The sequence below is a fragment of the Bradyrhizobium genosp. P genome (assembly GCF_049949265.1).
Lineage (GTDB): Bacteria > Pseudomonadota > Alphaproteobacteria > Rhizobiales > Xanthobacteraceae > Bradyrhizobium.
On sequence record NZ_CP188195.1, the window covers coordinates 9,009,562 to 9,036,421 of the forward strand.

The window sequence follows — 26,860 nt, forward strand, 5'->3', positions numbered from 1 at the left end:
CTGAATCGTTGCGCTGAAATCTCAGTGAGCGGCCTTGGCAGGCAATGCGAAGGCGATGACCAAATCCGCCGTGTCGTTCGAATGAGAGGCTCCGCCAACCGACAGCACGATATATTGCCGCCCTGTCTTCGGGGAGACGTAGCTCATCGGAGTGGCGCTCGATCCTACCGGCAGTGTATACTTCCAGACTTCCTTGCCGGTTTGCGCGTCGTAGGCGCGGATGTAGTAATCCTGGAAGCCGGCAAAGAACACCAGGCCGCCCGCGGTCGTCATCGTTCCTGCGTAGGTCGGCATTCCGATGGGCATCGGCATGTGTGAAGCGATGCCGAATGGGCCCAGTTTCTCCGCGGTCCCCGCCGGCACTTGCCAGGCGATCTTGTGCGTATCGAGGTCTATCGCCGTGATCGTTCCGAATGGAGGCTCAGTACATGGCACGCCAATCGGTGACATCCAGAAGTACGTGGCTTCGCCGTAAGGCAGTCCTGCCATCGCGGCGGGGCCGTGGCCGTCATGGGGAGACGGATGAGCTTTGGCCCATGCCACATACTCGTCCCTCGGTATCAGCCAGAACTCGCTCGGCACGCGGATGTCGTTGATGAACGCGAGGTGGTTCGCCGGGTCGTAGGAGACGCTGCCCCAGTTCATGCCACCGCCGTTGCCAGGCTGCTGAATGGTCGGCTTCAGTCCGGGCGGGCTGAAGTCGCCATCATAGTTGTGCTGGAGAAAGGAGATGCGACAGTAGAGCTGGTCCAGCATGGTGGCACCCCACATCTTCTTTTCGCTGAGCCTCTCAGCACCGATGGTGGGCATGCCGACCGAATAGGGCTGGGTCGGCGACAGCCGTTCTCCCGGCGCCGCGTCTTTCTGGGTCACCGGCTTCTCGGCGATCTCGGCGAGCGCCGCGCCGGTTTCCCGGTTGACCAGGAAGATCTGGCCGCGCTTGGTGGTCTGCATCAGGGCCGGCACCGTGCCGCCCTTGTTGTCGGGCAGATCGACCAGGGCCGGCTGCGATGGAAGGTCATAGTCCCAGATGTCGTGATGGACGGTCTGGACCTTCCAGCGCTCTCGTCCCGTCAGCACGTCGACCGCGACAATCGACGAGTTGTAGTCGTCGGAGGTTTTCATGCGCGACCCGCCAAAATAGTCCGGGGTTTCGTTGCCCAGCGGGAGGTAGACCAGGCCGAGGCGGTCGTCGTATGCCGCGGTCGTCCACATGTTGGGGGTTCCGCGCGTATAGGTTTGTCCCGGAGGCGGCTCGCGGGTGATCGCGGGATTGCCGAGGTCCCACGCCCAGACCAGCACGCCCGTGCGGGCGTCGAACGCGCGGACGACACCCGACGGCTCGCCTACTTTCTGATTGTCGAGGACATATCCTCCGACCACGATATTGTTGCGCGCCACCAGCGGCGCAGAGGTCTCGAACGCAAAGCCTGGATCCACCGTCCCCATGCCTTGCTTGAGATCGACCTGGCCATGATCGCCAAAATCGGGACAAAGCTCTCCGGTCTTTGCGTCCAATGCAATCAGGCGCGCATCCGTCGTCCCGTTGATGATTCGTTGCGCGCAAATGCCCGATGCCGAGGCGCCTGCCGTAGCCGGCATCGCGTAATAGCCCAATCCGCGGCAGCGCTGCCAGGTCGGCCCTGTCGCATGCGGGTCATGTCGCCAGCGCAGCGCGCCGGTGTCAGCATCGACCGCCGCCACGATGTCGTTCGGGGAACAGGTGTAGAGCGTATCGCCAATCAACAGCGGTATGTTCTGGTCGACACCGGGTCCGGTGTCGCCGTGGTGAAACTGCCACGCGACTTCAAGCTGCGCGACGTTGCTGCGGTTGATCTGATCGAACGGCGCGTAGCGCGTGCCGGCCGTCGTTCGTCCATAAGCGGTCCAGTCCGAAGGAGCGTTGTCCACTTTCGCATGGTTGAAGGGCGCGCCGGGGACAGCCTGAATGGTCCCGTGCACAGTGAAAGCCAATGCGACTTGGCCGACGGCGAAAAGCAAAGCGAGCGTGCCTGCAGCCGACATCGCAAGCCGCTTTTCCTTGGCCAACAGCGGCGCGGTCAGCAGCAATGCCGCCGCCGCCAGGCCGAGAGGCATCAGCAGCCGGGGAAACAGCGCCCAGTAATTTATCCCGCATTCCCATATTGCCCACGCCAGCGTCACAAGGGCAACGCCTGCAACCAACCATGCTCCCTGCGGTCGCAACCGCCATAGCTGTATGCCGGCAAACAGATAGGCGGCACCGGCCAAAAGGTAGTAGAGCGATCCCCCCAACGTCACCAACCAGGCTCCGCCGCACGACAGCGCCAAACCGATCAGGCCGATCAAGCCGCCGAGCGCCCGGCTCAGAAATCGCAGGCTGCGCGATGGGCCGGTCTCGATTTCAACGATTGTTGTTCTGTTGTGCATGATCAATCCAATCGATTTGAGTCATGGGTACCAGTTTGATTCATGGGTACCAGTAGCTCGCCTCGGGACTCGGGCCCAATAAAACGCGGCAAATCGCTGCTAATTTCGCGAAAAGGCGTATCTGGTTTGCTTTAGTCGGCTTGTTCAGAGCGGAGCTGTTTCGGAGCGGGGCCGGCGCCGGTAACGAAAGCAATGCTTGCCTGAAGGAGTGCGGCATAATTTCGATTTGAAATCAGCAGCCCAAGCTCGATCAGTTGAAAACGCAAGCATCCAGGAGTTTGTCCCCAGACCGGTTGTCCTGCGGCCTCGATCGCAACCATCGGAAGCGATCGCCGAGCCTCTTCGCCATCGCTTTTGGACGAAGCATGTTCGAACGAGAGATCAATGGCGGACGCGGCAGGGGCATGTGCGCCTCCGATTTTTCGGATCGATTCGCGATCTGGCGTGATCGCACATCGTTTGACAATAACGACTGAGATCGGCTTCGATTGCCGTCGCCTGAATCGCTACAATGTATGGGGAGCCATGCCAGTGAAGCGTTCCAAATCGCCCCAAATGGTCGTTAACCGTGAGATTGGTGTTCACGGTGCTCCGAAAGCCGTTCGCCAAAATTAGCTGTAATTTGTCACGCTTTGCTGGGCTCGCGTGTTGAGGAGCGTTAGACAGGCAACAAATGACTTGGCAGCAATGCATGGGTTCGCAAGGTCCAAAAGCCTCAGCGAGGCGCCACATGCCATTTCCAATGGCGATATCAGAAGCATGTCCATTTCAATGGACGGTGGCTGAACTGATCTCTCCGATAACTGGACCCGTGGCAAAAAGTGGGACGCCGGTGACCAAGCTACCTAAGCCCGATTTAGACGCGACAACCACCAGAAGAAACGTCCTGTTGGGTGCCGCAGCACTCGGCAGTTCCTTGGTCAGCAGCCAACTGGCTTGCTCCGCGACGGCTTTGGCCTCGGATGCTCCAACCCAGCGAACCATTGAAACCCATGGAGTCGAAACGATGAGCTTCATCAAAACAAAGGACGGCACAGACATTTTCTTCAAGGATTGGGGCAAGGGTCAGCCGATTGTGTTCAGCCATGGCTGGCCGCTATCGGCCGACGACTGGGACACCCAGATGCTGTTCTTCCTCAATAACGGCTACCGGGTGATCGCCCATGACCGCCGTGGCCACGGACGTTCCGGCCAGACGGCGGACGGTCATGATATGGATCACTACGCGGATGACCTTGCGGCTTTGACGGCGCATCTCGATCTGAAAAACGTCATTCACGTCGGTCATTCCACCGGTGGCGGCGAGGTGGTGCACTATCTGGCGCGGCACGGCGAGAGCCGCGTGGCGAAGGCGGTTCTCATCAGCGCAGTACCACCGCTCATGGTAAAGACGCTGGCCAATCCCCGCGGCCTGCCCAAGGAAGTCTTCGATGGACTGCAGGCGCAGGTTGCGACCAATCGGACCCAGTTTTACCGCGACCTTCCGGCTGGTCCCTTCTATGGCTACAACCGGTCGGGCGCCAAGGTTTCCGAGGGCATTATCCAGAATTGGTGGCGCCAGGGCATGATGGGCGGCGCCAAGGCGCATTACGACGGCATCGTCGCGTTCTCACAGACTGACTTCACGGCCGACCTCAAGAAGATAACGGTGCCCGTCCTGGTCATGCATGGGGATGATGACCAAATCGTCCCTTATGCGGATTCCGGGCCGCTGTCGGCCAAGCTGCTGAGGAATTCGACCTTGAAGACCTACCCTGGATTTCCGCACGGCATGCCGACCTCCAACGCCGACGTCATCAACGCCGACCTACTGGCCTTCTTTAAAGCGTAAGCGAAGGCTGAGAGCAGCACCATTGGAAGGTTAGTCTAGTTTCTGTCGCGAAACGGCTGTTTTTGGTGTCGAGGCATGCCATTTCGCCAATAAAACCGGAGTGAACTGACGTCGGATGCCGGCATTTTCCAGGGTAATTTGACGTCGATTTTTGTCGCGGTGCCATCAAGCGCCCATTGGGGGCGGGTCGGTTGCAAGAGAGTACGGCGGATGTCGTGCCGCACAAACGATGGACTTGAGGGATGTTGTCAGGCGGCTTTTCGTCTGCGCGACGATCGTTCGGCCAACAGAGCTGCGATCTTCATGAGGTTGTTGGTGAGCACGGCGGCTGCGACCCACAGCTCAAAGCGCTCGCGACCTTCGGCGAGACAACGCTTCATGCCACGGCCGCGGAACAACACCGAGATGCGCCCCTCGATGCCGGCGCGAAAGCGCTGGCCGTCCTTGAACTCCCGGCTCTTCTCATAGGCTTCGCGCTCGGGCGCTTTGATGCCGCCCCGTTGTGGGATGCAGACCACCTTGACGCCTTGCTGCTTGCACGACATCACGTTCTTCTCGCTGAAGAAGCCGCGATCCGATCCATATAATTTGGGGACGTCGCCGAAGGTCTGTCTGTGACGTTCCGTAAGCGTGTAGGTCATCCCACGTAGCGGATGATGTTCGATTGTCAGAGAATCTCCTGGTGATTTGTCCCAGGAGTTCATGAGAGCGAACATATGTCTGATACGAAGAATTTCGAAGTTATCACAGCGGCGGCCGAGCGGCTTTCGGTGAGTCCCGGGCGGAGCTACCGCACCTGGTCGCGGGAGGAGAAGGATCGCATCGTCGGGGAAACGTTTGCGCCGGGGGCGAACGTGTCGGCGATAGCGCGCTGTCATGGGATCGATCCATCGCAGTTGTTTGCGTGGCGACGCAAGGCGCTGGCCTCGGGAATGGTGGCGCCGCTCTCTGGGGCGCGAGACCGAGCGGTTAAGTTCGCGCGCTTTGAGACCATGGCGGGGGAGATGGTGGAAATCGTCATCGGCGATGTCGTGGTGCGCGTTGGTGGAGATGTGGAGGCGGGGCGGCTTGCTGCTGTGATCCGGGCGGTTCGGCAGGCATGATCCCGGCGGGTGTTCAGGTTTACGTGGCCAGCACGCCGGTCGACTTCCGCAAGGGAGCCACGGGTTTGATGGCGCTGGTTCGAGATGGTGGGGCCGACCCCTTCAGCGGAGCACTGTACGTGTTCCGTTCGAAAAGGGCGGATCGGATCAAGGCGGTTTGGTGGGACGGCAGCGGGGTATGCCTGTTTGCCAAGACTCTCGAGGAGTCAAAGTTCTGCTGGCCGAGGATTGCGCCGACCCGGGTGCAGCTGAACCATGCGCAGTTGCTCGCGCTGATTGACGGGCTGGACTGGACGAAGGTGCGTCCGGTGGTTGTGAAGCGCCCAGAAACGGTAGGCTGACAAGCTGCGGCGAATTGAATCAGGGTGCTGAAAAGTTTGGAAGAGTGGCGGCGACTCTGCTGTGATGGCGACGATGACGACGCCCGTTACAGAGCTCCCGACGACGCTTGCCGAAGCCCACGCGCTGATCGTCGCCTTGGCGGAAGAGCGGGCGGCGATCGAGGCCGAGAACAGCCGCATTGCCGCTGCAAACACCGATCTTACGGCGATCAACAAGGCCGCCGATGCGCGGATCGTGGAGCTGACGGCGATCGTCAAAATGCTGGAGCGCACGCTTTACGGCACGCGCTCGGAACGCTTGCGCAGCGACAAGCTGAGCACGGAGCAGATCGCCTTCGTGTTCGAGGAGATTGAGACCGGCGTGTCGGCGGTTGAAGCCGAACTGGCCAAGGCTGGCGGCAAGGACATGCCGAAACGCGTGCCGCGGCCGCGCAAGGAGTTCGGGGCGCATCTGGAGCGGGTGGAGATCGTCATCGAGCCGGAGGTTCCTGCCGGGTGCGAGGGGCTGGAGAAGGTGCTGATCGGCGAGGACGTGTCGAAGCGGCTGGATGTGACGCCGGCGAAGTTCCGCGTGATCGTCACGCGCCGCCCGAAATACGCCTATCGCAACCGCGACGGCGTGGTACAGGCGCCAGCGCCTGCCCATTTGATCGAGAGCGGCCTTCCGACTGAAGCGCTTCTGGCCCAGATTGCCGTCTCCAAATATGCGGACGGGCTGCCGCTTTACCGGCAGGAAGCGATCTACGCCCGCGATCGGGTCGAGCTGGACCGCTCGTTGATGGCGCAGTGGATGGGCAAGGTCGGCTTCGAATTGCAGCCGCTGGCCGACTATGTGCTGGAAAAGGTCAAGCAAGGCGAACGGATCTTCGCCGATGAGACGACCCTGCCAACGCTCGCTCCCGGATCCGGCAAGACGCAAAAGGCCTGGCTGTGGGCTTATGCCCGTGACGACCGGCCGTTTGGCGGCATCGGTCCACCGATGGTCGCTTATCGCTTCGAGGACAGCCGTGGCGGCGAATGCGTCGAGCGCCATCTGGCAGGCTTTGCTGGCATCCTCCAGGTCGATGGCTATGCCGCCTATAATCGGCTCGCCAGGTCGGCGGGCGCCAACGAGGGAGTGCGGCTTGCAGCGTGCTTTGCCCACGTCAGGAGACGGTTCTACGAGCTTCACGTCAACGAGAGCTCGCGCCTGGCGACACAGACCGTCACCACCATGGTCGAGCTGTGGGAGATCGAGGCCGATATCCGCGGCCAGGATCCTGAGACGCGGCTGAATGCGCGCCAGCAAAGGTCCGCCCCCATCGTTGCGGCGCTGTTCGATCTGTGGGAGAAGGAGCTGCCGCGTCTGTCCGGCAAATCCAAGCTCGCCGAGGCGATCCGCTATGCCACATCCAGACGCGCCGCACTCGAGCGCTTTCTGAGCGACGGTCGTATCGAGATCGACTCCAATATCGTCGAGCGGACCATCAGACCCCAGGCAATCACAAGAAAAAATGCGCTCTTCGCGGGTAGCCCTGGTGGCGGCCGCTCCTGGGCGACCATCGCTACGCTTCTGCAGACCGCCAAAATGAACGACGTCGATCCACTCGCCTGGCTCACGCAAACGCTCGAGCGCATCGCGAACCGGTGGCCGATCACTCAGATCGATGCCCTCATGCCGTGGAACTTCAGAGCCTGAACGGCTTCGGCTACACGCTTACGACGTTCCAGCGAGATGACCACATGCTGTTCGTCGATGGGATTTCCGTCCAGCACGTCATACTGCGTGATCAAGCCGCGCGCGCTTTCGGCAAGGAACACCTTGTGGCCGAACTCGATCGGCGTCTGCACCTTGCCGCGCTTGATGAGGTCGGTATGGGGCTCAAAAATCGAATAGAGCTTCTCGGCAGTCGGAACTTGCTCGCCATCGAGCACACGGCGGCGCGACTGATTGACCACACAGGTCCCAAGATCACAAAAGTGCTCGATCTCTTTGCGCGTCTCCGCGATGGCCAGTTCGCTGATCATATCTGTGCCGCGCGCTTGGCGGGTCTGCCGGAGCGTGGTTCGAGCGCTTGCGATAACCTCCTCGGTGATGCCGATGAGTTCGCGGTATCTCGCGGTCTGCTGCTGCTGGCGCTGCCTTGAGGTCATCCGCTGAATCTCTTGCATCCGGCGCCGCGCCGATCGCGTCCGATCCCGAAAACCCTTGATACGCCGGCGTCCCAGCGCCGCGGCAAGGCGGCCGATCAGGCGCGTCACGACGCGAACAACATCCCACAACAGCGTGTTGTCGGTCGGATGGTGAATGTCGGTTTGCACCACCGTGGTGTCGACACGCAGCTTTTTGCCGTCCTCCAGACCGAGCCCGACTGCCGCCTGCACCACCAGATCATTGATCGCCTTGAGCGTCGCGGGCGTCAGCCGATTGAAGCCACGGTTGAATGCGTCATGTCGAGGCACCGGCAGACAATAGAAGTCGGTGAACTGGCGCAGTGTGCATCCGTCGGCAATCCGCTCGCGCAATTCGCGATAGTTCCAGTTCTTGACGCGCATCAGAACCAGCGAGCGCAACACCTGTTGTGGGGTCAGGCCGTTGCGACCGGTCTCGGCCTTCTTCAAACCCCGCGTCAGATCGCGGCGGACCTGCTCGATCATGTCCTGCTGGTCAAGGCCAGCCACGGCGAGCCAGCCAGCCGATTGCTCCAAAGCGACGTCGGCTCGTCGAGCAGGACCAGATCTTGCTTCGCGAGCAATACACGCGCGAGCGGTAGACGTTGTTTCTCCCCCTCGGATAGGTACAGAAAATTGCTTTCACATGAACCGCTCGTTTTACCGATGGATGTCTCGCTCACGAGCGAGGGAGCGCATTATGGCCCGGAGATCTATGCGATCTCTGATAGTTTGAATTATATCACTCGCGCGATCCGCGATCTCTCGCCTGATATACCCTCCCCTATCGATCAACCGCCATCCCAGAAGGCTGATAGAGTTTCTTTCGGATATCTCGCGTACAGCTACGCGGACTCGTTGTGCCGCGAGCGCAACGCAGCGCACATTAGGCGTCTCGGTACCCGGTAGTGGAGTCCGGCATCAGCAATCCGGGCAGGTATCGCCGATGCCGTGAGCGAACTCATCGAGTGCGGCAATGCAGTCCTCCGGCGATGCCCCGGGATATGGGTTGCGCCACGCCTCCGCCCTCGCCCGGTTCCAAGCCTCAGGGTCCGCGCGGTCAATCCGGTGGCCGTGGTCCGGGCATTCGATCACCGCGCCCTCCTCGATCAAGGTCCCGAGCGCCCAGCCTGCGAGCGTCCTGTAGGGTGGCCGGGCGGTGTTTAAAGGAAGTTTGCGTTGCGGGTTGCTTGGCATGGTGTCGGCCTTCGACTCAGTGTGGCACGCTGAATATAGCACCCTCGTCAAGACGCCACTGCCAGCCCTAGAGTTTTGCCCGCTATCCGCTTGGAACTCGCCGGAGCCACCGGGCGTTTGTAAGTTCCAACACCGAGGGAGAGGCCATCACGGCGGCAAAGAAGAAACAAACCAGTCGCGGTCGCAAACAGGATGGCGCCCGCGTCGCGGGCGGGCAAGTATCTAAGGTGGAGTACGAGAGGAAGAAGAAAGACCGGCCGGTCGGCATTGACGATCAAGAAGGCCATCAAGAAAGTCGGCGACCTCCGCAAACGCATTGAAGCAAGTCTCCGCCTCCCTCCTCCCAAGGGGAAAACTAAGGCCCGGCGCTCACCTGCGCGTTAGGAACGACCCCAGACGCACATAGTTGAGTCGCCGCTCAGGTCGAGCGGACTGAGCGTGCACTAACGTGGAAGCCCCTAGCCCTACCCCCGGTGGGCTGTCGGTGGGCTGGGGGCTATTCCGCGGCGGGGGCAAAGAGGCTCGGGTGACCGATCATCAAAACGAAGGCTTTCGCGGTCCCGTCGAACTGTGGCGCGTCCTTCTCGCGATAGCGGCCACAGCGGCGGTTGGCTTTAGCGCTTACTTCGTCCTTCGGTTTATCGTTGCGAGCGTCTGAGTGACCGCGGGCCGCACCCCGACTGGGCAATTGCGCAAGACGGCCCGTGCGCCCAGAATGGCTTCCATGGCCGCAAACCATCACCCCACCCCGCTGAGTGGCGGCGACCGCAAGGCGCTGGCGAAGGAGCTGCGCAACCCGGGCGATGACGACGATCCTCGCCGAGCGGTCGGCGGAGAAACGTGCGGCGGGTGAGTCTCTGATCCGCGAGGCCGACAACCTCGCCTGTCAGAGCTGGAATGAGAAGATGTGGAGTGACGGCGGTCCGCTCGATCCCAGTCCAACGATCGATCAGGCGATCAACGGCGGCTTCCCGTGGCTCCAAATAGCCTGCAGCCGGTGCAAGGCGAAGCGTGACGCACGACGCGCGTCCACGACCTCGCCAGCCGCCTTGTGTGCGCGAAGTGCCGAGCCGCTGGGAAGCGCCTGCCGGCCACGCTGTTGCAGCTATGGGGCAAACCGCAGCACCAACCGGGCGGGAGTAGCACAAGATGAAAGATATGCTCGCGAGCTTGGAGAAGCTGCGCGGCGATGCAGCCGAGGCCGCACTCGTTCGCGATCTCGCAACCGACCCCGACAAGCGCGAATTGTATACGCGCCTCGCCGATCATCTCTCAGCGCTCGCCGACGAGGTCGAGAAGGCGATTAACGCCGGACAGGCCGACGGCGGTAGCGCTTGAGGCGTTCGCTCTGGAAACGCCACTTCGACGACCCGGTTAGTCGGCCCGTCCATAATGCGAGCCTCGCCCCCGGAAGACCTTGAGGACCTCCGGAAAAGCCGCCCCGATGAAGGCGAGACCGAAAATCAGGAGCGCGCGTGCGCACGTCTCCACTATCTCAGCCTTCGAACCACGCTGGTGTGCGTAACAAACAAGCGCAAAGCCCGCGGCCGCACTCGGACAGCTTTTACTGAGTTGTCTGTCGTGTCCAACCGGCAACACCCTGGTAGGAACAATGCGAATTCCAGTCGGTTGCCAAACGTGTTCAAACCCGCAGAAGCACGCTGAATGCCGTATTGTTTCCGACCATCGCAAGCCCTTTGGGGCGTTCCCTTCCTGATCTTTCTCGCAGGCTGCAATGCCAAACCCGATTGCGACTCATTCGAAACCCGCAGCGCCGTCCTGAAGACCATTTCAGACGACCACGGCAATCGGTTGGGCACCTACGCGGCGGAGAACTCAAGCGCGGGAAAAAGCAATTCGAGCGGCACAGGGGCGGGAACCGATCAATCGGCGAATTCGGAGAGCACAAAACCGCTGTATCGTCTCGGCGAGAAAATAGTCACGACCTCGACAAGCAAGGACAAGCGAACGCTGGAATGCAGCGGCGCCATTTCCGCGACCGTCGGCGACACGAAAGCCTCCAAAGAGGTGAATTTCACCGTGCAACAAGCATCGGACGGCAAGATTTCCGTTTCGGTCGCTCCATTCCAGTTTTAAAGCCTCGGCCTGCTGACACGCGGTGCAAGCATCGTGGGAGGAGGCCATCACCGCATCATGACGGCATCGACGTCTCAACCTTGGGGAGCATTCTTCTCCCCAAGGGGATATTTGATCATCCTTCGAACGCCATCTAGCCGACAGTCGGCTCAGGTCTTATTACCATATTCCTTGCTGTGAGCGCGGCTGGCATGCTCGCCGTGCTCTCTTGCGTGCGAGCTGTGGCCCTGCGCTGCATGAGCATGGTGCGACGCTTTTTCGTGATTGCCGCCCTCATAGTGCTTGGCAGCTTCGCCGTGGTGCTTAGCGGCGTGCGTATGATGCTCCGACGCTTTGCGGTGATGTTCAGCCGCTTCTTTGGACATAGTGTTTCTCCCGTTTGTTGCATCCCTTATGCGGGGATGTACGCGACTACGCGGAGGTTCACGCGACGTTCCTAAGTAGGCGGATGACGAAGCCGATGGCGGGCGCGCGCCTGAGAGCTGCCCGCGCGGACGCCTGCCAAGGAACGAACGAGCTGCGCCCTCGCTTTAGCTCTCATTAATTCTACAGGTCTGCAAATCACAGCCGGGCAAGCACACACAATGACGCCCATGGTCGTCCTTATTGTCGAAGATGAGTTTCTGATCCGGATGAACGCGGTTGATATGATCGAGGCTTGCGGGTTCCACTCGGCCGATGCGAAGAATGCCGATGACGCGATTGCAATTCTCGAAGCGCGCGACGACGTCCGGGTGATCTTCACCGATATCCAGATGCCCGGTTCAATGGATGGTTTGAAGCTCGCTGCGGCGGTTCGCGACCGCTGGCCGTCCATTGCGATTATTGCCACTTCGGGGGCCGTGGACGTGCGGGACAAACTTCCGGCTGGCGGCGGTTAATTCCCAGGCCTTACAGCCTCACGGAAATTGCATTGCATCTTCGAGAGGTGACAGCGAGCCAACGCTGATCGGCCAACCGAGGAGCCGGAGTGATCTAGCCCCGTGGGTGCGCCTCAACGTCTCGCTATCGTTCGACCAACCCGCGCTCAACGGCCATGCGGCGGGCACCCACCTCCGACGCCACTCCTCGACGCGGCGCAGCCGAACGACAACCGCCTCCGCCGTTATCTCGGCTGTGGACAAGCACCGAAGTAGGGGTCTGACTCACATCTGATGATTTTGTCTGCCGAGCTTGCGGTTCTCCAACGGGGGAATCAGCGCCATGCGAGCCGGTATTCGAATCTCGTCGCTTGTGCCGAGTGGGTTGGTTATCGAGAGTGTAAGTGATTCATCTGACTCGATTATTTTAGCCGTCCGATCCGAGGGCGGCGTGGCCGGGTCCCCATTGTGCGGGGCGAGATCGCGCCGAATCCATAGCCGGTACGACAGACAGGTTGCGGATTTGCCCTGTGCCGGCAAGGAAATACGCCTCCGCGTGATCACGCGGCGGTTCGTTTGCGAGGTACCTCATTGTCGGCGGCGGATTTTCGCTGAACGGTTCGGGGACGACGTTCTCCTAGTCCGGTCGCGCCGGACGGCACGGCTGGAATGCATCGTCCACCATCTGGGGCTGGCACTCGGCGGCCGGCCCGCGGCGAGCTTTGCCAGGCGACTGATGCTGCCGGTGAGCAACGATACGTTACTTCGGGTTGTACGGCGGCGGACGGCGCCACGAGCCGACCCTCTGACCGTCGTTGGCGTCGACGATTGGGCCTTTCGACGCAATCGCCGCTACGGAACGATTGTGTGCGACCTTGAGCGGCGACGGATCGTGACGCTGTTGCCAGATCGCGAGGTCGCGACGGTTCGGGCCTGGCTCGCCGATCATCCGGGCATCAAGATCGTGTCCCGCGATCGCGGCGGCGGTTATGGCGAGGCGGCCACCAGTGCGCTGCCGGACGCCATCCAGGTCGCTGATCGCTGGCATCTGATGGAGAACGCCAGTTCGGCCTTCCTCGACGCGGTGCGCAAGTCCATGCGCGCAATCCGCAGCGCCATTGGCTCGACAACCATCACCCCAGAGTTGCTCACCTCGGCAGAAAAGCTGCGATACGAGAGCTATCTACGGCGCGAGGATACAAATGTGGCAATCATGGCGCTCGCCAGGGACGGCGTGTCGATCAAGCAGATTGTCCGCCGCCTGGGTCATAGTCGAAATCTCGTTCGGCAGACGTTGCGTGGCGGGCGAACCGACGTGTTCCAAACGCGACAGCGCTCGCTCGATGCGTACTATCTGTTCCTTGAGGGCCAGTGGAGCAGTGGCTGTCGCAATGGCGCCGAACTCTGGCGTCGCTTGCAGGCGCGTGGGTTCCGGGGATCGCTGCGTTCGGTTGGCGAGTGGACAACACGTCGACGTCGGTCGGAAACGGTCAGCAAACAGCAGCTGCAAAGGGTTCCTTCGGCCAGAACCATCGCCCGTCTCATGACGACTAACCGAAATTGCATGACCAAGGCTGATGCCGTGGTCATCGCCGCCATTGAGGCTGGTGTGCCGTCCCTTGTTGAGGCCCGCACGCTCGTCGACCAATTCCACGACATGATCCGAAAGAAGGACGAGGCCAAACTCGATGTCTGGATCGCGAACGCAAAGGCAAGCCTCCTATCATCCCTCGCGACGGGAGTCCTCAGGGACAAAGCCGCCGTGCGCGCTGCGATCACGCAGCCTTGGTCAAACGGCCAGGTCGAAGCGCAGATTACGAAACTCAAACTCGTCAAACGGCAAATGTACGGTCGCGCAAAACTTGACCTTCTCGAAGCACGATTGCTCGGCGCCGCGTGATCCGCAAAGCCGTCATCGAATATGCGTCAGAGCCGAAGTAGGACCCCGCCCTGATCAGCCTCAATGCATTGATACTTCGCGAGGAATTTCATTTGAGATGGGGTCCCGATCGGCGCCGATCGGGACCCCATCACGCTGCTGGCTTCCTTAGCTGATTCAATTGGTTGGCGCGGTTTCGGCAGGGGTCCCGCTTCGGAGCTTATTCACAGCCTGTTGGCCCGAATGCGAAGTCCGAACGGGCTCTGAGTTGGCCCGCTTATCGGAGTAGACCGGAAGTGACTGGCCGACCTCCCAAATGGCGCTGATGACCCCTATCGGAAGTCAGTGGGCCAAATTTGGCCGTCCACCGTTGGCAGGTATCGCAGCCATTCGCCGGATCGGATGCCTCGCGGGTCGATACCTCGGTGCGAGGCGACGTAGTCGATCTCGCCGCGCGTAGTGCCTATATCCATCAGCTCCCGGCCACTTAAATCGGACAAGGTAGCGCGCAATTTTTGGCGTTCGCGGCGCTCCCGAAAGGCATCCCAATATTTCCAGATGAAGTCGAAGACATGCCGGGTCGATACGGATGCCCGTTCCAGCCACGTTGTGCCGTGCGTCGTGCTCATTGCGGTGTCTCCGGTGTCTTTCACCGGCACGAGGGTGCCACGAGATCGGTGGGCACGCTTGATCGGCCGCTTACATTTTCCTCACCGGAAGCTTATTCTTGCCATGTCCAGATAGGCCAAAGCCCGGTTGTCGGGGGGCTCTCGTCCAAGGGGATTGGCACCTTGCGCTATCTCTTCGAGGAGTACGCATTCGACACCGACCGGCGCGAGCTGCGTCGCGGGGCTGACGTTGTTTCCATTGCACCACAGGTGTTCGACCTGCTGGACTACCTGATCCGCAACCGGGAGCGCGTCGTCGGTAAAGACGACCTCATCAACGCCGTTTGGAATGGACGCAGCGTGTCGGATGCTGCACTTACAACGCGCCTGAATTCCGCCAGGGCTGCCCTTGGCGATTCCGGCGAGCAGCAGCGCCTCATCAAGACACTGCCACGTAAAGGCCTCCGATTCATCGGTGCGGTCCGGGAAGAGCACGCGCCGGCAACCGCGCTGAAGCCAACCCTCGCGCTCCCCGACAAGCCGTCGATCGCCGTCGTGCCGTTCCAGAATTTGTCCGGCGACCCCGAGCAGGAATACTTCACCGATGGTATGGTGGAGGACATCATCACCGCGCTCTCGCGGTTCAAATCGCTGTTCGTCATCGCCCACAATTCGAGCTTCACCTACAAGGGCAAGGCTGTCGATATCAAGCAGGTCGGCCGTGAACTTGGTGTGCGTTACGTGCTCGAAGGCAGTATCAGAAAGGCTGGCGGCAAGGTCCGTATCAGCGGCCAGCTCATCGAGGCCACTACTGGTGCACATCTATGGGCTGATCGGTTTGACGGATCTCTGGATGACATCTTTGCGCTGCAGGATAAGGTCACCTCCAGCGTGGTCGGGGCAATCGCGCCGCGCTTGGAACTGGCGGAAATCGATCGGTCGGAGCGCAAACCAACCGAAAGCCTCGACGCCGTTGACTTGTACTACCGCGCTATCCACTCTCAAAGGCGTCTTACCCGCAAAGGACATGAAGATGCTGTGCGGCTTGCGCGGCAAGCGATTTCGCTCGATCCCAATTTTGCAGCCGCGTATGGCCTGACCTTGGACTGCTATATTGACCAGAAAGACCAAGGTTGGATCACAACCGATGACGCTGCCGCCGAAGGCAAGCAATATGCTTTGCGCGCAGTCGAAGTGGGAGCGGATGACGCGTTTGCGCTTGCGCGGGCAGCAAACTTTTTCGGCAACGTATTAAAGGACACCGGAACTGCCGATGTGATCGCGGATCAGGCAATTGCCGTAAACCCCAACTTGTCCGTAGCTTGGCGAATGCGCGGCTGGATTAGCATTTACCTCGGTCGACACGAGCCTGCCCTCGAGCAATTCCACTACGCCATGCGGCTAAATCCCCTCGATCCCGAAATCTATCTTGTGGAGGCCGGACTGGCGTGGGCCAATTTCTATCTTCGTCGTTTCGAGGTTGCGCTATCGTGGGCTACCAAATCGCTGGCCCGTAAAAAAAACTACAGCGCGGCCATAGGGATTGCTAGGGCGAGTTACGCCATGCTCGGCCGTATTAACGATGCGCAGATGATGGTGGCCCATCGACGTAAAGATGGCGCTCCTATGACGACGATTTCTCAAATTAGGAAACTGGTCGCAAATCATCGGCAAGAGGACGTTGAACTCTATATCGAAGCCTGCCGTATCGTTGGCGTGCCCGATTGAGATAACCGCGCCCGGCTCGCCGCCATTCGCGGTCGACCTTGAATGTCGCGTATTGGCCCATCAGCGAAGTGGCGACACCTCACATATGGAGGCGCCCTTAGTGACCCGCCTAAACGCTTCCCGAAGCGCGATCGGCGATTCCGGCGAAGAACAACGCCTCATCAAAACACCGCCGCGAAAGGGCTTTCGCTTCGTCGGCGCGGTGCACGAAACGAATCGGCCTACTGGCGCCGCGCTCCTCTCGGACAGCCACGTGGAATGTTCAGAGGTCGTGTTCGCCCTCCCGGACAAGCCCTCGATCGCCGTATTACCGTTCCAGAACATGAGCGGCGATCCCGAGCACCCGAGCAGGAGTATTTTGCGGACGGGGTGGTTGAGGAGATCACTACGGCGCTTTCCCGATTCAAATGGTTGTTCGTGATCGCTCGCAATTCGAGTTTCACCTTCAAGGGCAGAGCGATCGACATAAAGGAAGTCGGACGCAGGCTTGGCGTGCGCTATGTCCTTGAGGGGTCTGTGCGCAAGGCGTTGGGGAAAGTTCGCATCGCGGGGCAGTTGATTGATGCGGCGACGGGCGCGCACATCTGGGCGGACAGGTTCGAGCGTGACGTGACCGAGGTTTTTCGCTCTCCAGGACGAAGTGACGGCCGCCGTCGTCTCAGCCATTCAGCCAAAGTTGTTTCAAACAGAAATTGCAATGGCGACGCGGCGGCGACCAGAGAACCTCACTGCCTATGATTTTTTTCTCCGCGCCATCCAGCAGTTTTACCTATCGACCCGCGAAGCTTTCGCCGAGACGATAAGGCTGACCCATCGCGCTTTGGAGCTGGACCCGCGGTTCGGCGCGGCCGCTTCTCTGGCAGGTGTCTGCCACATGAACAGCGTCATTTGGGGGTATTCCACCGATCCTCAATTCGATCGCAAGAAAGCAGTTCGGCTCGCTCGGTTGGCTATGAGCATCGACGACGGTGATCCGGACATATTGGCAATGGCTGCACTAATCTCGGCGTTCATGGTCGGCGTCAGTGAAAGTGAGATCGAAATGGCAGACCGGGCGGTCACGCTCAACCCAAATTCATATAGCGCATGGCACTGCAGAGGCCATGTCTATAGACTTGTGGGCCTGCCAGAGGAAGCGCTCCGGAGCTTTGAACGTGCCATTCGCGTGAGCCCAGTAGACCCGGATCTGCACAACACGTTTCAGGGGATGGGGTTGGCCTTTATCGAGCTTGGTCGCTTTGACGAGGCCATCGCCGCACGAAGGAAAGCTCAGCGTCACAACCCTTCCCATCCGCCAACTTACCGCTGTCTCGCCGCTGGCTTCGCCCATCTCGGACGCGATGCTGAGGCCCGTGAGGCGGCGGCGCGTCTGCTTGAGGTTGATGCTGCCTTCACAATATCTGCGTGGATCGCCCGGGGCGGGCAATCAAACTCGAAGCTGCTGATTGAGGGACTTCGGAAAGCAGGGTTGCCGGAATGAACACGCGCACCCCGCGAGGTGATTGAACAAATGCCCTCTTTGCTGCGGTGCATGAGTCAGTTCATGACCCAAGTCGGACATGTGCCGTTCGAGTAACCGAAGCAACTAAATACGAATTTAGCTCTCTAAAATCTAATTTAATGGTGCGAGCCAATTTTGAACCTACGTCGTGAGGGATAGGCATCTGGCTTCAGCGCTTAAAACCGCGGATCGACTGTATTTTGTGGGTGCCCGCAATCGAGGAACCGAATGATGAAGATGAAATATCTTCTGGCAGCACTGCTGCTCGTACCGTCACTGGCGATGTCAGCTGCGGCTCAGGCGCGAACAAACAAAAGCAGCGGTCTGCCGCAGGCATACAGAATCGAGGGCCGCGAGGTCGCAGCTCCGCCCTGGAGCTTCGCCTGCATCAACGGCCAAGGCCCACAGCAATGTGACGAGCCCATGTGGGTCTATGGGAGCCCCGACTACCTCGCGCAATTTAAGAATGCATTCTGACATTGACCTTTGGGCGGCCGGCAACCGCGTTCCCGTTCAAGCTGATTGCTCCGCATAAGGAGGCGCCAAATGACAACTGGAAGATGGAATAGCCGCAACAGGATCACCAAAGAAATTCGCGAGCAAATCCTGCATGCTTATCTAGGCGATCCCGTCAAAGGAACTGAACTTGCGATGAGCAACGGACTAACGGCCGCATACGCCTATAAGCTCGCTTGTGAGCGAGGGTTAGTGCCGGCGCGCGATGAGAAGCTGCTTGGGCGCAGCCATTTAGCGAGATTGGCATCAACATGATTGTCCTCACTCCAAAAACAAAGGCAATGCTTTGAGGCAGTCAGAGCCGAGTTTGGTTCGGGGAATGTCCCAACGCTACGCAGGCTGGCGGATCGTCTTTCAGTGAAGGCGACTACCACGGTTCAGCGTAGCCTACGAAGCTGGGGCAGCGCGGAGCTATCCGCCGCGTGCCAGCAATCAGCGGCGAAATTGAAGTTCCACCGCAACGGATTTTCGCGCTTACATGGCTTGGTGGAACCATTCTTCACGGGTCGCACAATGCCGTGTCGCGACCTGTGCCACTTCGCTTCCGCGTATGGCCCAGGCTGTGTGAAAACCCAGTCGATGCTATGATTCTCTTGCTGAATCGGCGGGGGAAGAGATGCAGGGTTTCGTTCAAGGGGCGGATCGCCAGCAGACGACGCTGTTGCCGGGATGCCTCGATGATTGGGTCGACGAGGGCAATTCTATTCGGGCGGTCGATGTGTTCGTGGATGCGTTGGAACTGCGCGACCTCGGGTTCGATGGTGTTGATCCTGCAGCGACCGGCCGGCCGGCGTATCATCCTTCGCCGATGCTCAAGCTCTACATTTACGGCTACCTCAACCGGATCCAATCGAGCCGGCGGCTGGAGCGCGAGGCTGGCCGCAATATCGAGGTGATGTGGTTGACCGGACGGCTCGCGCCGGATCACAAAACGATCGCGGACTTCCGCAAGGACAATGGCCCAGCGATCAGGAAAGTTTGCGCGCAATTCGTTGCGTTGTGCCGCAAGATGGGCTTGCTGACGAAGGCCAGCGTTGCCATCGACGGCAGCAAGTTCAAGGCCGTGAACAGTCGCGACAACAACTTCACGCAGGGCAAGATCCAGCGCCGCCAGAAGCAGATCGAAGAGAGCGTGGCGCGCTACATGAACCAACTCGACACCGCCGACCGTCAGACTGCCGCAGGAGAAGAGCCGTCGGAAACGGTGCTTCTGACCAAGACGCGGCTTAAGGAAAAGCTGGCGAAGCTAGAAGAAGAGGTAAAACGGCTGGCCGCGATTGAGAAGGCATTGCTCGCCTCGCCCGACAAGCAGATATCGCTGACCGATCCCGATTGCCGCTCGATGGCAACGAGCGGACGCGGCTCAGGCATGGTCGCCTACAACGTACAAAGTGCGGTCGACACCACGAACCATCTGATTGTCGCGCACGAGGTCACCAACGTCGGCACCGATAGATCGCAACTGGCGACGATGGCGCAGGCGGCGAAAGCCGCGCTGTGCAGCGGTAACTTGGACGTCGTGGCGGATCGGGGCTACTTTAAAGGTGAAGAAATCCTGGCCTGCGAACGGGCCGGGGTCGCGGTCACTCTGCCCAAGCCGCAGACCTCGGGCGCCAAGTCGGCAGGCCGTTTTGGGAAATCTGATTTTGTTTATTTGGCCGAGGACGATGTCTACCGCTGCCCGGCCGGCGAGAAGCTGGCGCACCACTTCACCGCTGACGAAGATGGCCAGAAAATGCGGATTTACTTGACGAAGGCGTGCCGCATCTGCCCGTTCAAGGATCAATGCACAACGTCCAACGAGCGCCGCATCAAGCGCTGGGAACATGAACATGTCGTCGAGGCCGCGCAGACGCGGCTCGATCAGAACCCGCAAGCCATGCGTGTGCGCCGCGAAACCGTCGAGCACCCGTTCGCCACACTGAAGATGCGGATGGGTGCGACGCACTTTCTGATGAAGCGGTTGCCCAATGTAGCGACCGAAATGGCGCTGAACGTACTCGCCTACAACCTCACGCGCGTAATGAACATCGTCGGCATCAAGCCACTCCTGATGGCAATCCGGGCGTGAAGAGTTCGTGTTGTTATGCGTATCGTGTGACCGTTCAGGTAGCCAGCGTGGCCCGGGCTTGCGGCCGGGTTGACTCTGGACCCGACAAAGCAAAAATATGCTCAGACCGTCGTGTCTGACACGGATAGTCCCCGGTTGCGTGCAGTTTTTGGGGGAGGAAAGACGTTTTTACACAGCCTGGGCCCATCGCGACGAAGACCAGCCTTCGCCCAAATGCCCGCTGTGAGGGGTAGACCGGACACGGCCGACCGGCGGCTATATCGACGCCGATGACCCAAAGCGGTCCCTAGGCGCGTCATTTTCCCTGGACGATGATTGCACTCTGGTGGCTGAGTTAGGCTACGTCCTCGCGGAGATCGCAGGTCGTCAAAGACAGATCATCCGTCAAAGACCTATTGGGCCCTGTGGGTGCCGATAGTTATCGGCAAGACCGACGATCAGGCGCGGGAAGATATCAAAAAGAAGGGCTAGAAGGCCAAGCTTGATCGACGCCGCAGATTCGCACGCGGCGCTCCCGCCAGCCCTGCCCGTCCCAGAAGCGCTGGGTAATCCAGTGGCAGGGAGGGATCGCCTCTCCAACCGGGGCATCGACATAGCCCGACCAATACGGAGTGCCGCGTGGTGGTCCGGGATAAGTGCGCGGATACGGATTGCCGCCCGGTCCGTAATCATAGCGCGGTTGTGCAACCGAGGGTAATGAAGGCATTGCAAAGAAGAACGCGATGGCGACTGCGATGCTCTTCATCATCGATCTCTCCAATGCCCTATGCCAAAATACTACGTCTGACGATGTTGTATCGCAAGTGCTGGCCTAACTACCGAGTATTAGGTCAGCAAGTTCTTTGGTTTTGACTAACCAGAAGCGCGAAGCCGTGCCCGACCGCATTTCTACGTTTCGTTGAGCGGCGACTGACCGTGACGGTGTAGCCTCGAGACAAAAAACTGTAGGGTAATTTCTGCTCGTGGCCCGTATGCGAAGTCTAGACCGGCTCGGGGGTGGTCCGGTCGTTGGGGGCAAACCGGAAGCGGCTCTTCTAGCGCGCAAACGACGCGAATGGTAGAGTCGAGATGTGGCGCGGTGGCTTTAGGCTGAACATATCTGTTGCCGCCTCTTTCGTCTGGCGGTGCCTTAGTGGTTCAACCATGACTCCGTTTCCACATCCCGCTCATCGAACCGGACGGGCGAATCTCTCGCATCCGGCTCTCGGACAAGACTTCACGCCTTCACCCACGGCACGTCGCGCCCACGCGCAGTTAAGCGTACGAGCCCGAAGTGCCCGTAGAGGTGCGAGAGTGGATAAGTCCCGCCCTTGCGTCGCCTAACTTTGTGCTTGATGCGCAACCACCGGCGCAACCGCACAGCTGTGTAGTTGTCGATCGCTCGATACGCCTTGTTGACGGTGCCTACGTTGAAGTAGTTGGCCCATCCGCGTAGCGTGCGGTTCAACTTGCCCACTAGCTCTGTGGTTTCTTGCCATGTCCCCGATCGGTCGGTCAGCGCGTGGACGTTCTCGACCATGCGCTTAATGCTCTTCTTTGATGGCCGGTAACCCAGGCGTGCCTGGCCGGTCCTCGCTGAGTACATCCGCCCGAACGAGTAACCCAAGAAGTCGAACTCCCCTTCCGGGACCTTGCAGATTCGTGTCTTCTCCTCGTTGACCGTGAGCTTCAGCTTTCTCATAATCTCGCGCAGTCGCTGCAAGGCTTCTTCGGCTTTGCCTCTCCGGCACAGGATCACAAGGTCGTCGGCGTAGGTCACGATGCGAGAGCCGAGGCTTTGTTCCAGCCCGAGCATCTTCCATCCCAGCACGAACCGGCGCATGTAGAGATTTGCCAGCAATGGTGAGATCGGTGAACCTTGCGGGATGCCGCGCCGGTTGTCCCGGGCTTCGGTCGTACGTGTCTTCCTTCCTCGATCGTCGGTTTCTTCCACGGGGCATTCCAACCACATCTTGATCAGATGCAGCACGCGCCGATCAACAATCCGGCGCGCTACCGACTTTAGAAGTTCGGTATGCGGAATGCTCCCGAAGTAGTCCGCGAGGTCGGCGTCAACGACTTCCGGGTGGCTTCGGAACAGCCGCGCTTCCACTTCGACCACCGCCTGTTGGGCATTGCGCCCGGGACGGTAAGCGTACTGCTCTGGTGGAAGGTCGGCTTCAAAGATCGGTTCCAGCACCAGCATCACTGCTGTCATGCAGACCCGATCCCGCAGGGTTGAGATGCCCAGCGGCCTGAGTTTGCCGTTGGCCTTCGGGATGAACACTCTTCTGATGGGGTCCGGTCGGTAAGTCTCCTGCCTGAGCGCAAGCGCCAGTTCGCCAAGCCACCGCTGCACCCCATACGCGTCGATGCCCGCAAAATCTTGCCCATCCACGCCCGGTGCGCCCTTGTTGGAGCGGCACTGGGCATAGGCATGGGCCAGGATGTCCTCGCGGCTGATCTTGTCGTACAAGGCATAGAAGCGATAGCCGGCTTCTGCCTTCGCTTTCGCGTGCAACGCCGTCTGCAGCTTCTGAACACTTTTCGGAGTTGATAGGTTGCCCAATCTCCAGGTCCCTCACTACGTCTTGCGTTCGTCTTGAACTGAGGTCCCTTCCCTCCCCCGGCATTACCCGGCTTCAGCGGTACTGCGAACCTCTCCGTCTCCCCAGGGCGCCCGGCCTGTCCCTCACGGGCATCCGGTTGATCATCCCTGACCACGTCCTGGGGTCTCCCGTGTTGCGTACGCTTTCCTTGTGTACATGCTGTCGCCACTACCCCGGCGCAGCGGCTGGGCGTACTGCTTCGCTCATTCACCCAGCCGTATCAGCCTTCCCCGAAAGGGTTGTCGGGTCGGCCTGCGCATCGTCCTTTTCGAGGCTTGCTCGGCGTTTACTCGCGTTACGGCCTGCACACTCGCGCTGTCACCGTATATCGTGACACGCTAACCAGAGGCTTCAGCCATTTCGTTACCTCCATGACTGCTCCGGTTGCTTCCGGCTGGAGCGGTTGCCGGGTGGGACTTGCACCCACTGGAAAGCGCCGCCTTTTCACGGCGCACACCCGTAGCAGGCATTGCCGCGTTTGGAGACGATGTTGCCTGCAACCAGAGAAGGGCCGCCGATCAATCGATGCACGTTAAATTAGGCCAGCGGCTTAGTGCGCGATCCCGAATCTTTTCGTAGGATTAGCTTTGCAGGGTCGGGTTGGGCGTAAGCCGTAATGCCCAGACACATCATTGGGGATTACGCTGACTGCAATCCGCCGGACCACACTTCCACCATTGGCTGCACGACGTACCAAACGCATCCAAGATGCAATCCAGTCAGGCACACCTCCCCATCTCCTTCCGCCCGTTGCTTGCTATCGAGCCGCGTAAGCAATTCCTAGCCATAGAACGCAGAGCCCGGGTAGTTGCACATTTGGGAATTTGGAGCGCGCTATTGATGCTCGCCATCTTTCTTATATTTAAAAGGCCCGGTCTTTAGAGCTCGCGCATGCAAGGAGCCATGCGAGGAAATGGTGTTGCGATAGCCACGTTGAGTGACGAACCGGCTGCGCGAGGTATTCCTGGCTTGAATCTATTTCCAGCCGGTATAAGTTCCGCGATTATGGGCGACGAGCAGAACCGCGCAGTCAGGGGACCGCGGCCATTCTGGCGGAGGCTGGTTGGCACGGCGCTAATCTATGCGCTCATGATGCAACCGCTCTTGCTGGCGATGGCTGGCGCGCAGATGGCCAACGCTGCGGCCATCGATGATCTCGCGCTGTCTCAAATATGCCGGCACGCGACTGACGGCACCCCTCTTTCGCCCGCCGACCAGCACAAGCATGCCTGTGACCATTGTGCCCTTTGTTTTGCCGTAACAATTCACCTGCTGGATGCTCCGCCCCCGGTAGCGATCCAGCACGCCCGATCGGAAACCAGCACCATCAGACAATCGGCGCGGTCGCTGCGCCTATCCTTGTTCTCGCGATACTCGGTCGCACGTCCCAGGGGACCCCCGCTCGGCGCGTGATGCAACTCAGCCGCAGGCTGTCTGCAATTGCCCTCACGTGCCCCGACCGGAGAGTCCCGATGTCTCGATACACGCCGCTTTCATTTGCGCTCGCGAGTTTTTTCGCGTTGGCGTCCACTTCCGGTGCGTTCGCTCACTGTTTTGTCGGCCCTCGGTTCCTTCCAGCAACCCTGGCGACCGACGATCCCTGCGTCGCCGATGAGATGTCGTTGCCGACGGTGAGTTGGTCCAAGACAGCGGATATGCCGCCCGCCACGGAGTGGGACATTTCTGGCGAGATTTCCAAGCGGATTACTGAGAATTTCGGCGTATCGATAGGCTCAAGATGGACGCAAATCCGCCAAGCGGACGGTACTGTCACGGCCGGATTTCAGAACCTTGAGACGACCTTCCAGTACCAGTTACTGAAGGACCCTTCCCATGAGCTTGCCCTGCTGGCGGGGGTTATCGTCGATTGGGGAAATACCGGAGCGAACAATTCCGGGTTGGGCACTCCTTACAGCCTGGTCACGCCAACCTTCTATTTCGGAAAAGGGTTGGGCGATCTTCCGGACTCGATGTCCTGGGCGCGGCCGATCGCTGTCACCGGACAGATCGGCTATCAAATCCCCACGAGCAACTTTGACTTCACGCAGGGCGCCTTCATTCCGCAGCAACTGGTCTATGGGGCGTCGTTGCAGTACAGCCTCCCCTACCTGAAGTCCGAAGTCATCGACCTTCAGCTTCCGGACTTTTTCAACCATCTGATACCCATCGTGGAAGCGACCTTCACGACACCGGTTGGGAACAATTATGGCAATCCCTACACCACAACCGGCTCGATCAACCCCGGCGTGATCTGGGTCGGAAGCTATTTCCAGGTTGGTCTCGAAGCCACGATACCCATCAACCACGAAAGCGGCAGCGGAGTCGGCGTTCTCGGACAGCTGCATTTGTACCTTGACGACATGTTCCCGACAACCGTAGGACAGCCGCTGTTCGGCGGCACGTCGGCGGCTCCCCGCAAATTGACCTTCTGAGGCCGTATCATGCGAATTTCGACTTTTGCTATGGCGGCCATGCTCACTGTGAGCGCGAGCGCCGCGGCCGAGGCTCACGCCTTTCTCGAGCATGCGGACCCTCTCGTTGGGAGCACCGTGCCGACCGCACCCCGAGAGGTTTCTCTGACTTACACCCAGAATCTGGAGCCGGCGTTCAGTAGTGTGGAAGTGACCGATGCGAGCGGAAAGCGCGTCGATCTCGGCAAGCCGTCCTTCAACGGGCCCGTCATGCGTGTCGGGCTGAAACCCATGTCACCGGGAACGTACAGCGTCCGCTGGCATGTCCTGTCGGTCGACACTCATAAAACCGAGGGCCGCTTCACCTTTCACGTTGGCAAAGAGTGATGAGCTGGTTCGGGGCCGAGATTGACGGTCCAATGGTGGTGACGCGGACGGCCCACTTCGCTGCCTCGGCGACAACGGCCGGCGCCCTAATTTTCTCCGGCTTTGTCGCGGAACCGGCGTTGCGCGCCGCGCCGCAGGCGGGCGCGCTCGTTCGCAAGCAGGCCCGCGCTGTGGCCTGGATCGGGCTCGCCGTCGCCGTCATCTCCGGGCTGGCGTGGGTCATATTGCTGACCATGTCGTTGAGCGACGGGGGCGTTGGTGACGCGCTGGCGTCGGAGGCGCTGCTTGACGTACTCAACTTGACGCAATTTGGACTGGTGTCGAAGGTTCGCTTGGCGCTCGCGATTGTGCTGACGATTTGCCTGGCCTTCGAACGCTCGGCGTCGTGGCGCTGGCTCGCGCTGGCGGCAGCGGTGTCCCTGGTCTCTTCCATCGCCTGGATCGGACATGCCGGCTCCACGCCCAACGCGTTGGGGTATCTGCATCTCGCCAGCGATGTGCTCCACCTGATCGCCGCCTCGGCCTGGATCGGCGGTCTACTACCACTCGTGCTTTTGCTCGGTGCAATCAGGAGCCGTCCGGGCTGGAGTTCGCTGGAACTTGATGCGATCAGGCGGTTTTCGACGCTTGGTACTGCGAGCGTTGGGACACTGATCGTCTCGGGGTTCTTCAACGCCTGGATCCTGGTCGGTTCGCTCCGTGGACTGGTTGTTACGGATTATGGGCAGATCCTGATGCTCAAGCTTGCCGCCTTCATCGTGATGTTGGTCTTCGCCGCCTTCAACTGCTTCGTCCTGACGCCACGGCTTGCGTTGTCTTCCGGCCAGGCGCGGCAGGATGCGCTTCATGGGCTCTCGCGCAATACATGGATCGAGATCGCCTTGGGGCTCTCGATCTTAGCCATGGTCGGCGTGCTCGGCTCGCTGCATCCCGCAACTCACCTCGTGCATTGAAACTACAAAACACGAGGCAGCAGGTCCGCAGGGGGCGGCTATCAGCAAGAAGGAAATCAAAGTCACGTCACCGGGCACGAGGATGTGAGAAATTGGGCTGCGCGCGATACCCGTAACTAGCGCCGGGTTGGTCTGATCATGAAGGCCAATCACTTCCGCTATTGGGTAGAGTCGAGATGTGGCGCGGTGGCTTTAGGCTGAACATATCTGTTGCCGCCTCTTTCGTCTG

General features: G+C 60.0%; 27 protein-coding genes and 2 pseudogenes. 20 read left to right on the forward strand and 9 right to left on the reverse strand.

Annotated features, from left to right (window positions below):
• Positions 1-21: 21 nt before the first annotated feature.
• Both ACP2YO_RS43210 and ACP2YO_RS43215 read right to left on the reverse strand, forming a co-directional pair.
• Entirely contained in the window at positions 22-2,358 is a 2,337-nt protein-coding gene (locus ACP2YO_RS43210; RefSeq protein ID WP_426443463.1) for a membrane-bound PQQ-dependent dehydrogenase, glucose/quinate/shikimate family, read from the reverse strand.
• 182 nt (positions 2,359-2,540) lie between these two features.
• On the reverse strand, positions 2,541-2,729 hold the full coding sequence (locus tag ACP2YO_RS43215; protein ID WP_426437255.1) for a hypothetical protein: 189 nt from the start codon (positions 2,727-2,729) through the stop codon (positions 2,541-2,543).
• Positions 2,730-3,415: 686 nt separating this feature from the next.
• Between ACP2YO_RS43215 and ACP2YO_RS43220 the strand changes: the two genes are divergently transcribed.
• Positions 3,416-4,240 carry an alpha/beta fold hydrolase gene (locus tag ACP2YO_RS43220; protein ID WP_426443464.1) on the forward strand — a complete coding sequence of 275 codons (825 nt, stop codon included), beginning with the start codon at positions 3,416-3,418 and terminating at the stop codon, positions 4,238-4,240.
• 248 nt (positions 4,241-4,488) lie between these two features.
• On the opposite strand, the gene ACP2YO_RS43225 is transcribed toward ACP2YO_RS43220, so the two are convergent.
• Positions 4,489-4,881 carry a hypothetical protein gene (locus ACP2YO_RS43225; protein WP_426437256.1) on the reverse strand — a complete coding sequence of 131 codons (393 nt, stop codon included), beginning with the start codon at positions 4,879-4,881 and terminating at the stop codon, positions 4,489-4,491.
• A 75-nt stretch (positions 4,882-4,956) separates the two neighbouring features.
• Between ACP2YO_RS43225 and ACP2YO_RS43230 the strand changes: the two genes are divergently transcribed.
• From ACP2YO_RS43230 to tnpC, 3 genes are all read left to right on the forward strand, one after another.
• Positions 4,957-5,343: a transposase gene (locus ACP2YO_RS43230; RefSeq protein ID WP_426433795.1), complete on the forward strand. Its 387-nt coding sequence runs from the start codon at positions 4,957-4,959 to the stop codon at positions 5,341-5,343.
• The gene (tnpB, locus tag ACP2YO_RS43235; protein WP_426433797.1) at positions 5,340-5,684 is read left to right on the forward strand and encodes an IS66 family insertion sequence element accessory protein TnpB; all 345 of its coding nucleotides are present in this window, start codon (positions 5,340-5,342) and stop codon (positions 5,682-5,684) included. The genes ACP2YO_RS43230 and tnpB overlap by 4 nt, the downstream gene beginning before the upstream one ends.
• Positions 5,685-5,757: 73 nt before the next feature.
• Positions 5,758-7,362, forward strand: a complete 1,605-nt coding sequence (gene tnpC, locus ACP2YO_RS43240) for an IS66 family transposase (protein ID WP_426443210.1) — start codon at positions 5,758-5,760, stop codon at positions 7,360-7,362.
• Here the strand turns inward: tnpC and ACP2YO_RS43245 are convergent.
• Positions 7,323-8,345, reverse strand: coding sequence for a transposase (locus ACP2YO_RS43245; RefSeq protein WP_426437257.1), 1,023 nt, complete (start codon positions 8,343-8,345; stop codon positions 7,323-7,325). The two genes, tnpC and ACP2YO_RS43245, sit on opposite strands and share 40 nt — an antisense overlap.
• On the reverse strand, positions 8,318-8,518 hold the full coding sequence (locus ACP2YO_RS43250; protein ID WP_426437258.1) for an ATP-binding cassette domain-containing protein: 201 nt from the start codon (positions 8,516-8,518) through the stop codon (positions 8,318-8,320). The genes ACP2YO_RS43245 and ACP2YO_RS43250 overlap by 28 nt, the downstream gene beginning before the upstream one ends.
• Before the next feature lie 660 nt (positions 8,519-9,178).
• Here ACP2YO_RS43250 and ACP2YO_RS43255 point away from each other — a divergent pair.
• The 4 genes and pseudogenes from ACP2YO_RS43255 (at position 9,179) to ACP2YO_RS43270 (ending at position 11,129) form a co-directional block, all read left to right on the forward strand.
• Positions 9,179-9,416 (forward strand): annotated as a pseudogene (locus ACP2YO_RS43255) (DUF3606 domain-containing protein).
• Between the two features lie 340 nt (positions 9,417-9,756).
• Positions 9,757-10,185, forward strand: a pseudogene (locus ACP2YO_RS43260) (hypothetical protein).
• The gene (locus ACP2YO_RS43265) at positions 10,182-10,370 is read left to right on the forward strand and encodes a hypothetical protein (RefSeq protein WP_426437259.1); all 189 of its coding nucleotides are present in this window, start codon (positions 10,182-10,184) and stop codon (positions 10,368-10,370) included. Before ACP2YO_RS43260 ends, ACP2YO_RS43265 begins: the two are co-directional and overlap by 4 nt.
• A gap of 474 nt (positions 10,371-10,844) precedes the next feature.
• The gene (locus tag ACP2YO_RS43270; protein ID WP_426437260.1) at positions 10,845-11,129 is read left to right on the forward strand and encodes a hypothetical protein; all 285 of its coding nucleotides are present in this window, start codon (positions 10,845-10,847) and stop codon (positions 11,127-11,129) included.
• 149 nt (positions 11,130-11,278) lie between these two features.
• On the opposite strand, the gene ACP2YO_RS43275 is transcribed toward ACP2YO_RS43270, so the two are convergent.
• A complete protein-coding gene (locus tag ACP2YO_RS43275) occupies positions 11,279-11,494 on the reverse strand; it encodes a hypothetical protein (protein WP_426437261.1) in 216 nt (71 codons plus the stop codon).
• A gap of 228 nt (positions 11,495-11,722) precedes the next feature.
• Here ACP2YO_RS43275 and ACP2YO_RS43280 point away from each other — a divergent pair, with 228 nt between their 5' ends.
• Positions 11,723-12,010 (forward strand): response regulator transcription factor, encoded by a 288-nt coding sequence (locus tag ACP2YO_RS43280; protein WP_426437262.1) that lies wholly within the window; start codon positions 11,723-11,725, stop codon positions 12,008-12,010.
• A 322-nt stretch (positions 12,011-12,332) separates the two neighbouring features.
• The gene (locus ACP2YO_RS43285; RefSeq protein WP_426437263.1) at positions 12,333-13,889 is read left to right on the forward strand and encodes an ISL3 family transposase; all 1,557 of its coding nucleotides are present in this window, start codon (positions 12,333-12,335) and stop codon (positions 13,887-13,889) included.
• 311 nt (positions 13,890-14,200) lie between these two features.
• On the opposite strand, the gene ACP2YO_RS43290 is transcribed toward ACP2YO_RS43285, so the two are convergent.
• Entirely contained in the window at positions 14,201-14,497 is a 297-nt protein-coding gene (locus ACP2YO_RS43290; RefSeq protein WP_426437264.1) for a DUF1127 domain-containing protein, read from the reverse strand.
• A 162-nt stretch (positions 14,498-14,659) separates the two neighbouring features.
• On the opposite strand from ACP2YO_RS43290, the gene ACP2YO_RS43295 reads away from it, so the two are divergent.
• From ACP2YO_RS43295 to ACP2YO_RS43320, 6 genes are all read left to right on the forward strand, one after another.
• A complete protein-coding gene (locus ACP2YO_RS43295; RefSeq protein ID WP_426437265.1) occupies positions 14,660-16,204 on the forward strand; it encodes a winged helix-turn-helix domain-containing tetratricopeptide repeat protein in 1,545 nt (514 codons plus the stop codon).
• Between the two features lie 369 nt (positions 16,205-16,573).
• On the forward strand, positions 16,574-16,942 hold the full coding sequence (locus ACP2YO_RS43300) for a hypothetical protein (RefSeq protein WP_426437266.1): 369 nt from the start codon (positions 16,574-16,576) through the stop codon (positions 16,940-16,942).
• A complete protein-coding gene (locus ACP2YO_RS43305; RefSeq protein ID WP_426437267.1) occupies positions 16,902-17,684 on the forward strand; it encodes a tetratricopeptide repeat protein in 783 nt (260 codons plus the stop codon). The genes ACP2YO_RS43300 and ACP2YO_RS43305 overlap by 41 nt, the downstream gene beginning before the upstream one ends.
• A 249-nt stretch (positions 17,685-17,933) precedes the next feature.
• Complete coding sequence (locus ACP2YO_RS43310; protein ID WP_426437268.1) at positions 17,934-18,182, forward strand: hypothetical protein; 249 nt, start codon at positions 17,934-17,936, stop codon at positions 18,180-18,182.
• 69 nt (positions 18,183-18,251) lie between these two features.
• Entirely contained in the window at positions 18,252-18,476 is a 225-nt protein-coding gene (locus ACP2YO_RS43315) for a hypothetical protein (RefSeq protein ID WP_426437269.1), read from the forward strand.
• A 361-nt stretch (positions 18,477-18,837) separates the two neighbouring features.
• Complete coding sequence (locus ACP2YO_RS43320) at positions 18,838-20,292, forward strand: IS1182 family transposase (RefSeq protein WP_426435524.1); 1,455 nt, start codon at positions 18,838-18,840, stop codon at positions 20,290-20,292.
• Between the two features lie 454 nt (positions 20,293-20,746).
• On the opposite strand, the gene ACP2YO_RS43325 is transcribed toward ACP2YO_RS43320, so the two are convergent.
• On the reverse strand, positions 20,747-21,040 hold the full coding sequence (locus ACP2YO_RS43325; protein WP_426437270.1) for a hypothetical protein: 294 nt from the start codon (positions 21,038-21,040) through the stop codon (positions 20,747-20,749).
• A 468-nt stretch (positions 21,041-21,508) separates the two neighbouring features.
• Positions 21,509-22,747, reverse strand: a complete 1,239-nt coding sequence (gene ltrA, locus ACP2YO_RS43330; RefSeq protein ID WP_426434049.1) for a group II intron reverse transcriptase/maturase — start codon at positions 22,745-22,747, stop codon at positions 21,509-21,511.
• 1,261 nt (positions 22,748-24,008) lie between these two features.
• Here ltrA and ACP2YO_RS43335 point away from each other — a divergent pair.
• Genes ACP2YO_RS43335 through copD form a run of 4 tightly spaced genes read left to right on the forward strand, consistent with a single transcriptional unit; the run spans position 24,009 to position 26,631 of the window.
• The gene (locus tag ACP2YO_RS43335) at positions 24,009-24,293 is read left to right on the forward strand and encodes a DUF2946 family protein (protein WP_426443465.1); all 285 of its coding nucleotides are present in this window, start codon (positions 24,009-24,011) and stop codon (positions 24,291-24,293) included.
• A 59-nt stretch (positions 24,294-24,352) separates the two neighbouring features.
• The gene (locus tag ACP2YO_RS43340) at positions 24,353-25,312 is read left to right on the forward strand and encodes a hypothetical protein (protein WP_426437271.1); all 960 of its coding nucleotides are present in this window, start codon (positions 24,353-24,355) and stop codon (positions 25,310-25,312) included.
• A gap of 9 nt (positions 25,313-25,321) precedes the next feature.
• Positions 25,322-25,678, forward strand: coding sequence for a copper resistance CopC family protein (locus tag ACP2YO_RS43345; protein ID WP_426437272.1), 357 nt, complete (start codon positions 25,322-25,324; stop codon positions 25,676-25,678).
• Positions 25,678-26,631, forward strand: coding sequence for a copper homeostasis membrane protein CopD (copD, locus tag ACP2YO_RS43350; RefSeq protein WP_426437273.1), 954 nt, complete (start codon positions 25,678-25,680; stop codon positions 26,629-26,631). The genes ACP2YO_RS43345 and copD overlap by 1 nt, the downstream gene beginning before the upstream one ends.
• Positions 26,632-26,860 lie beyond the last annotated feature (229 nt).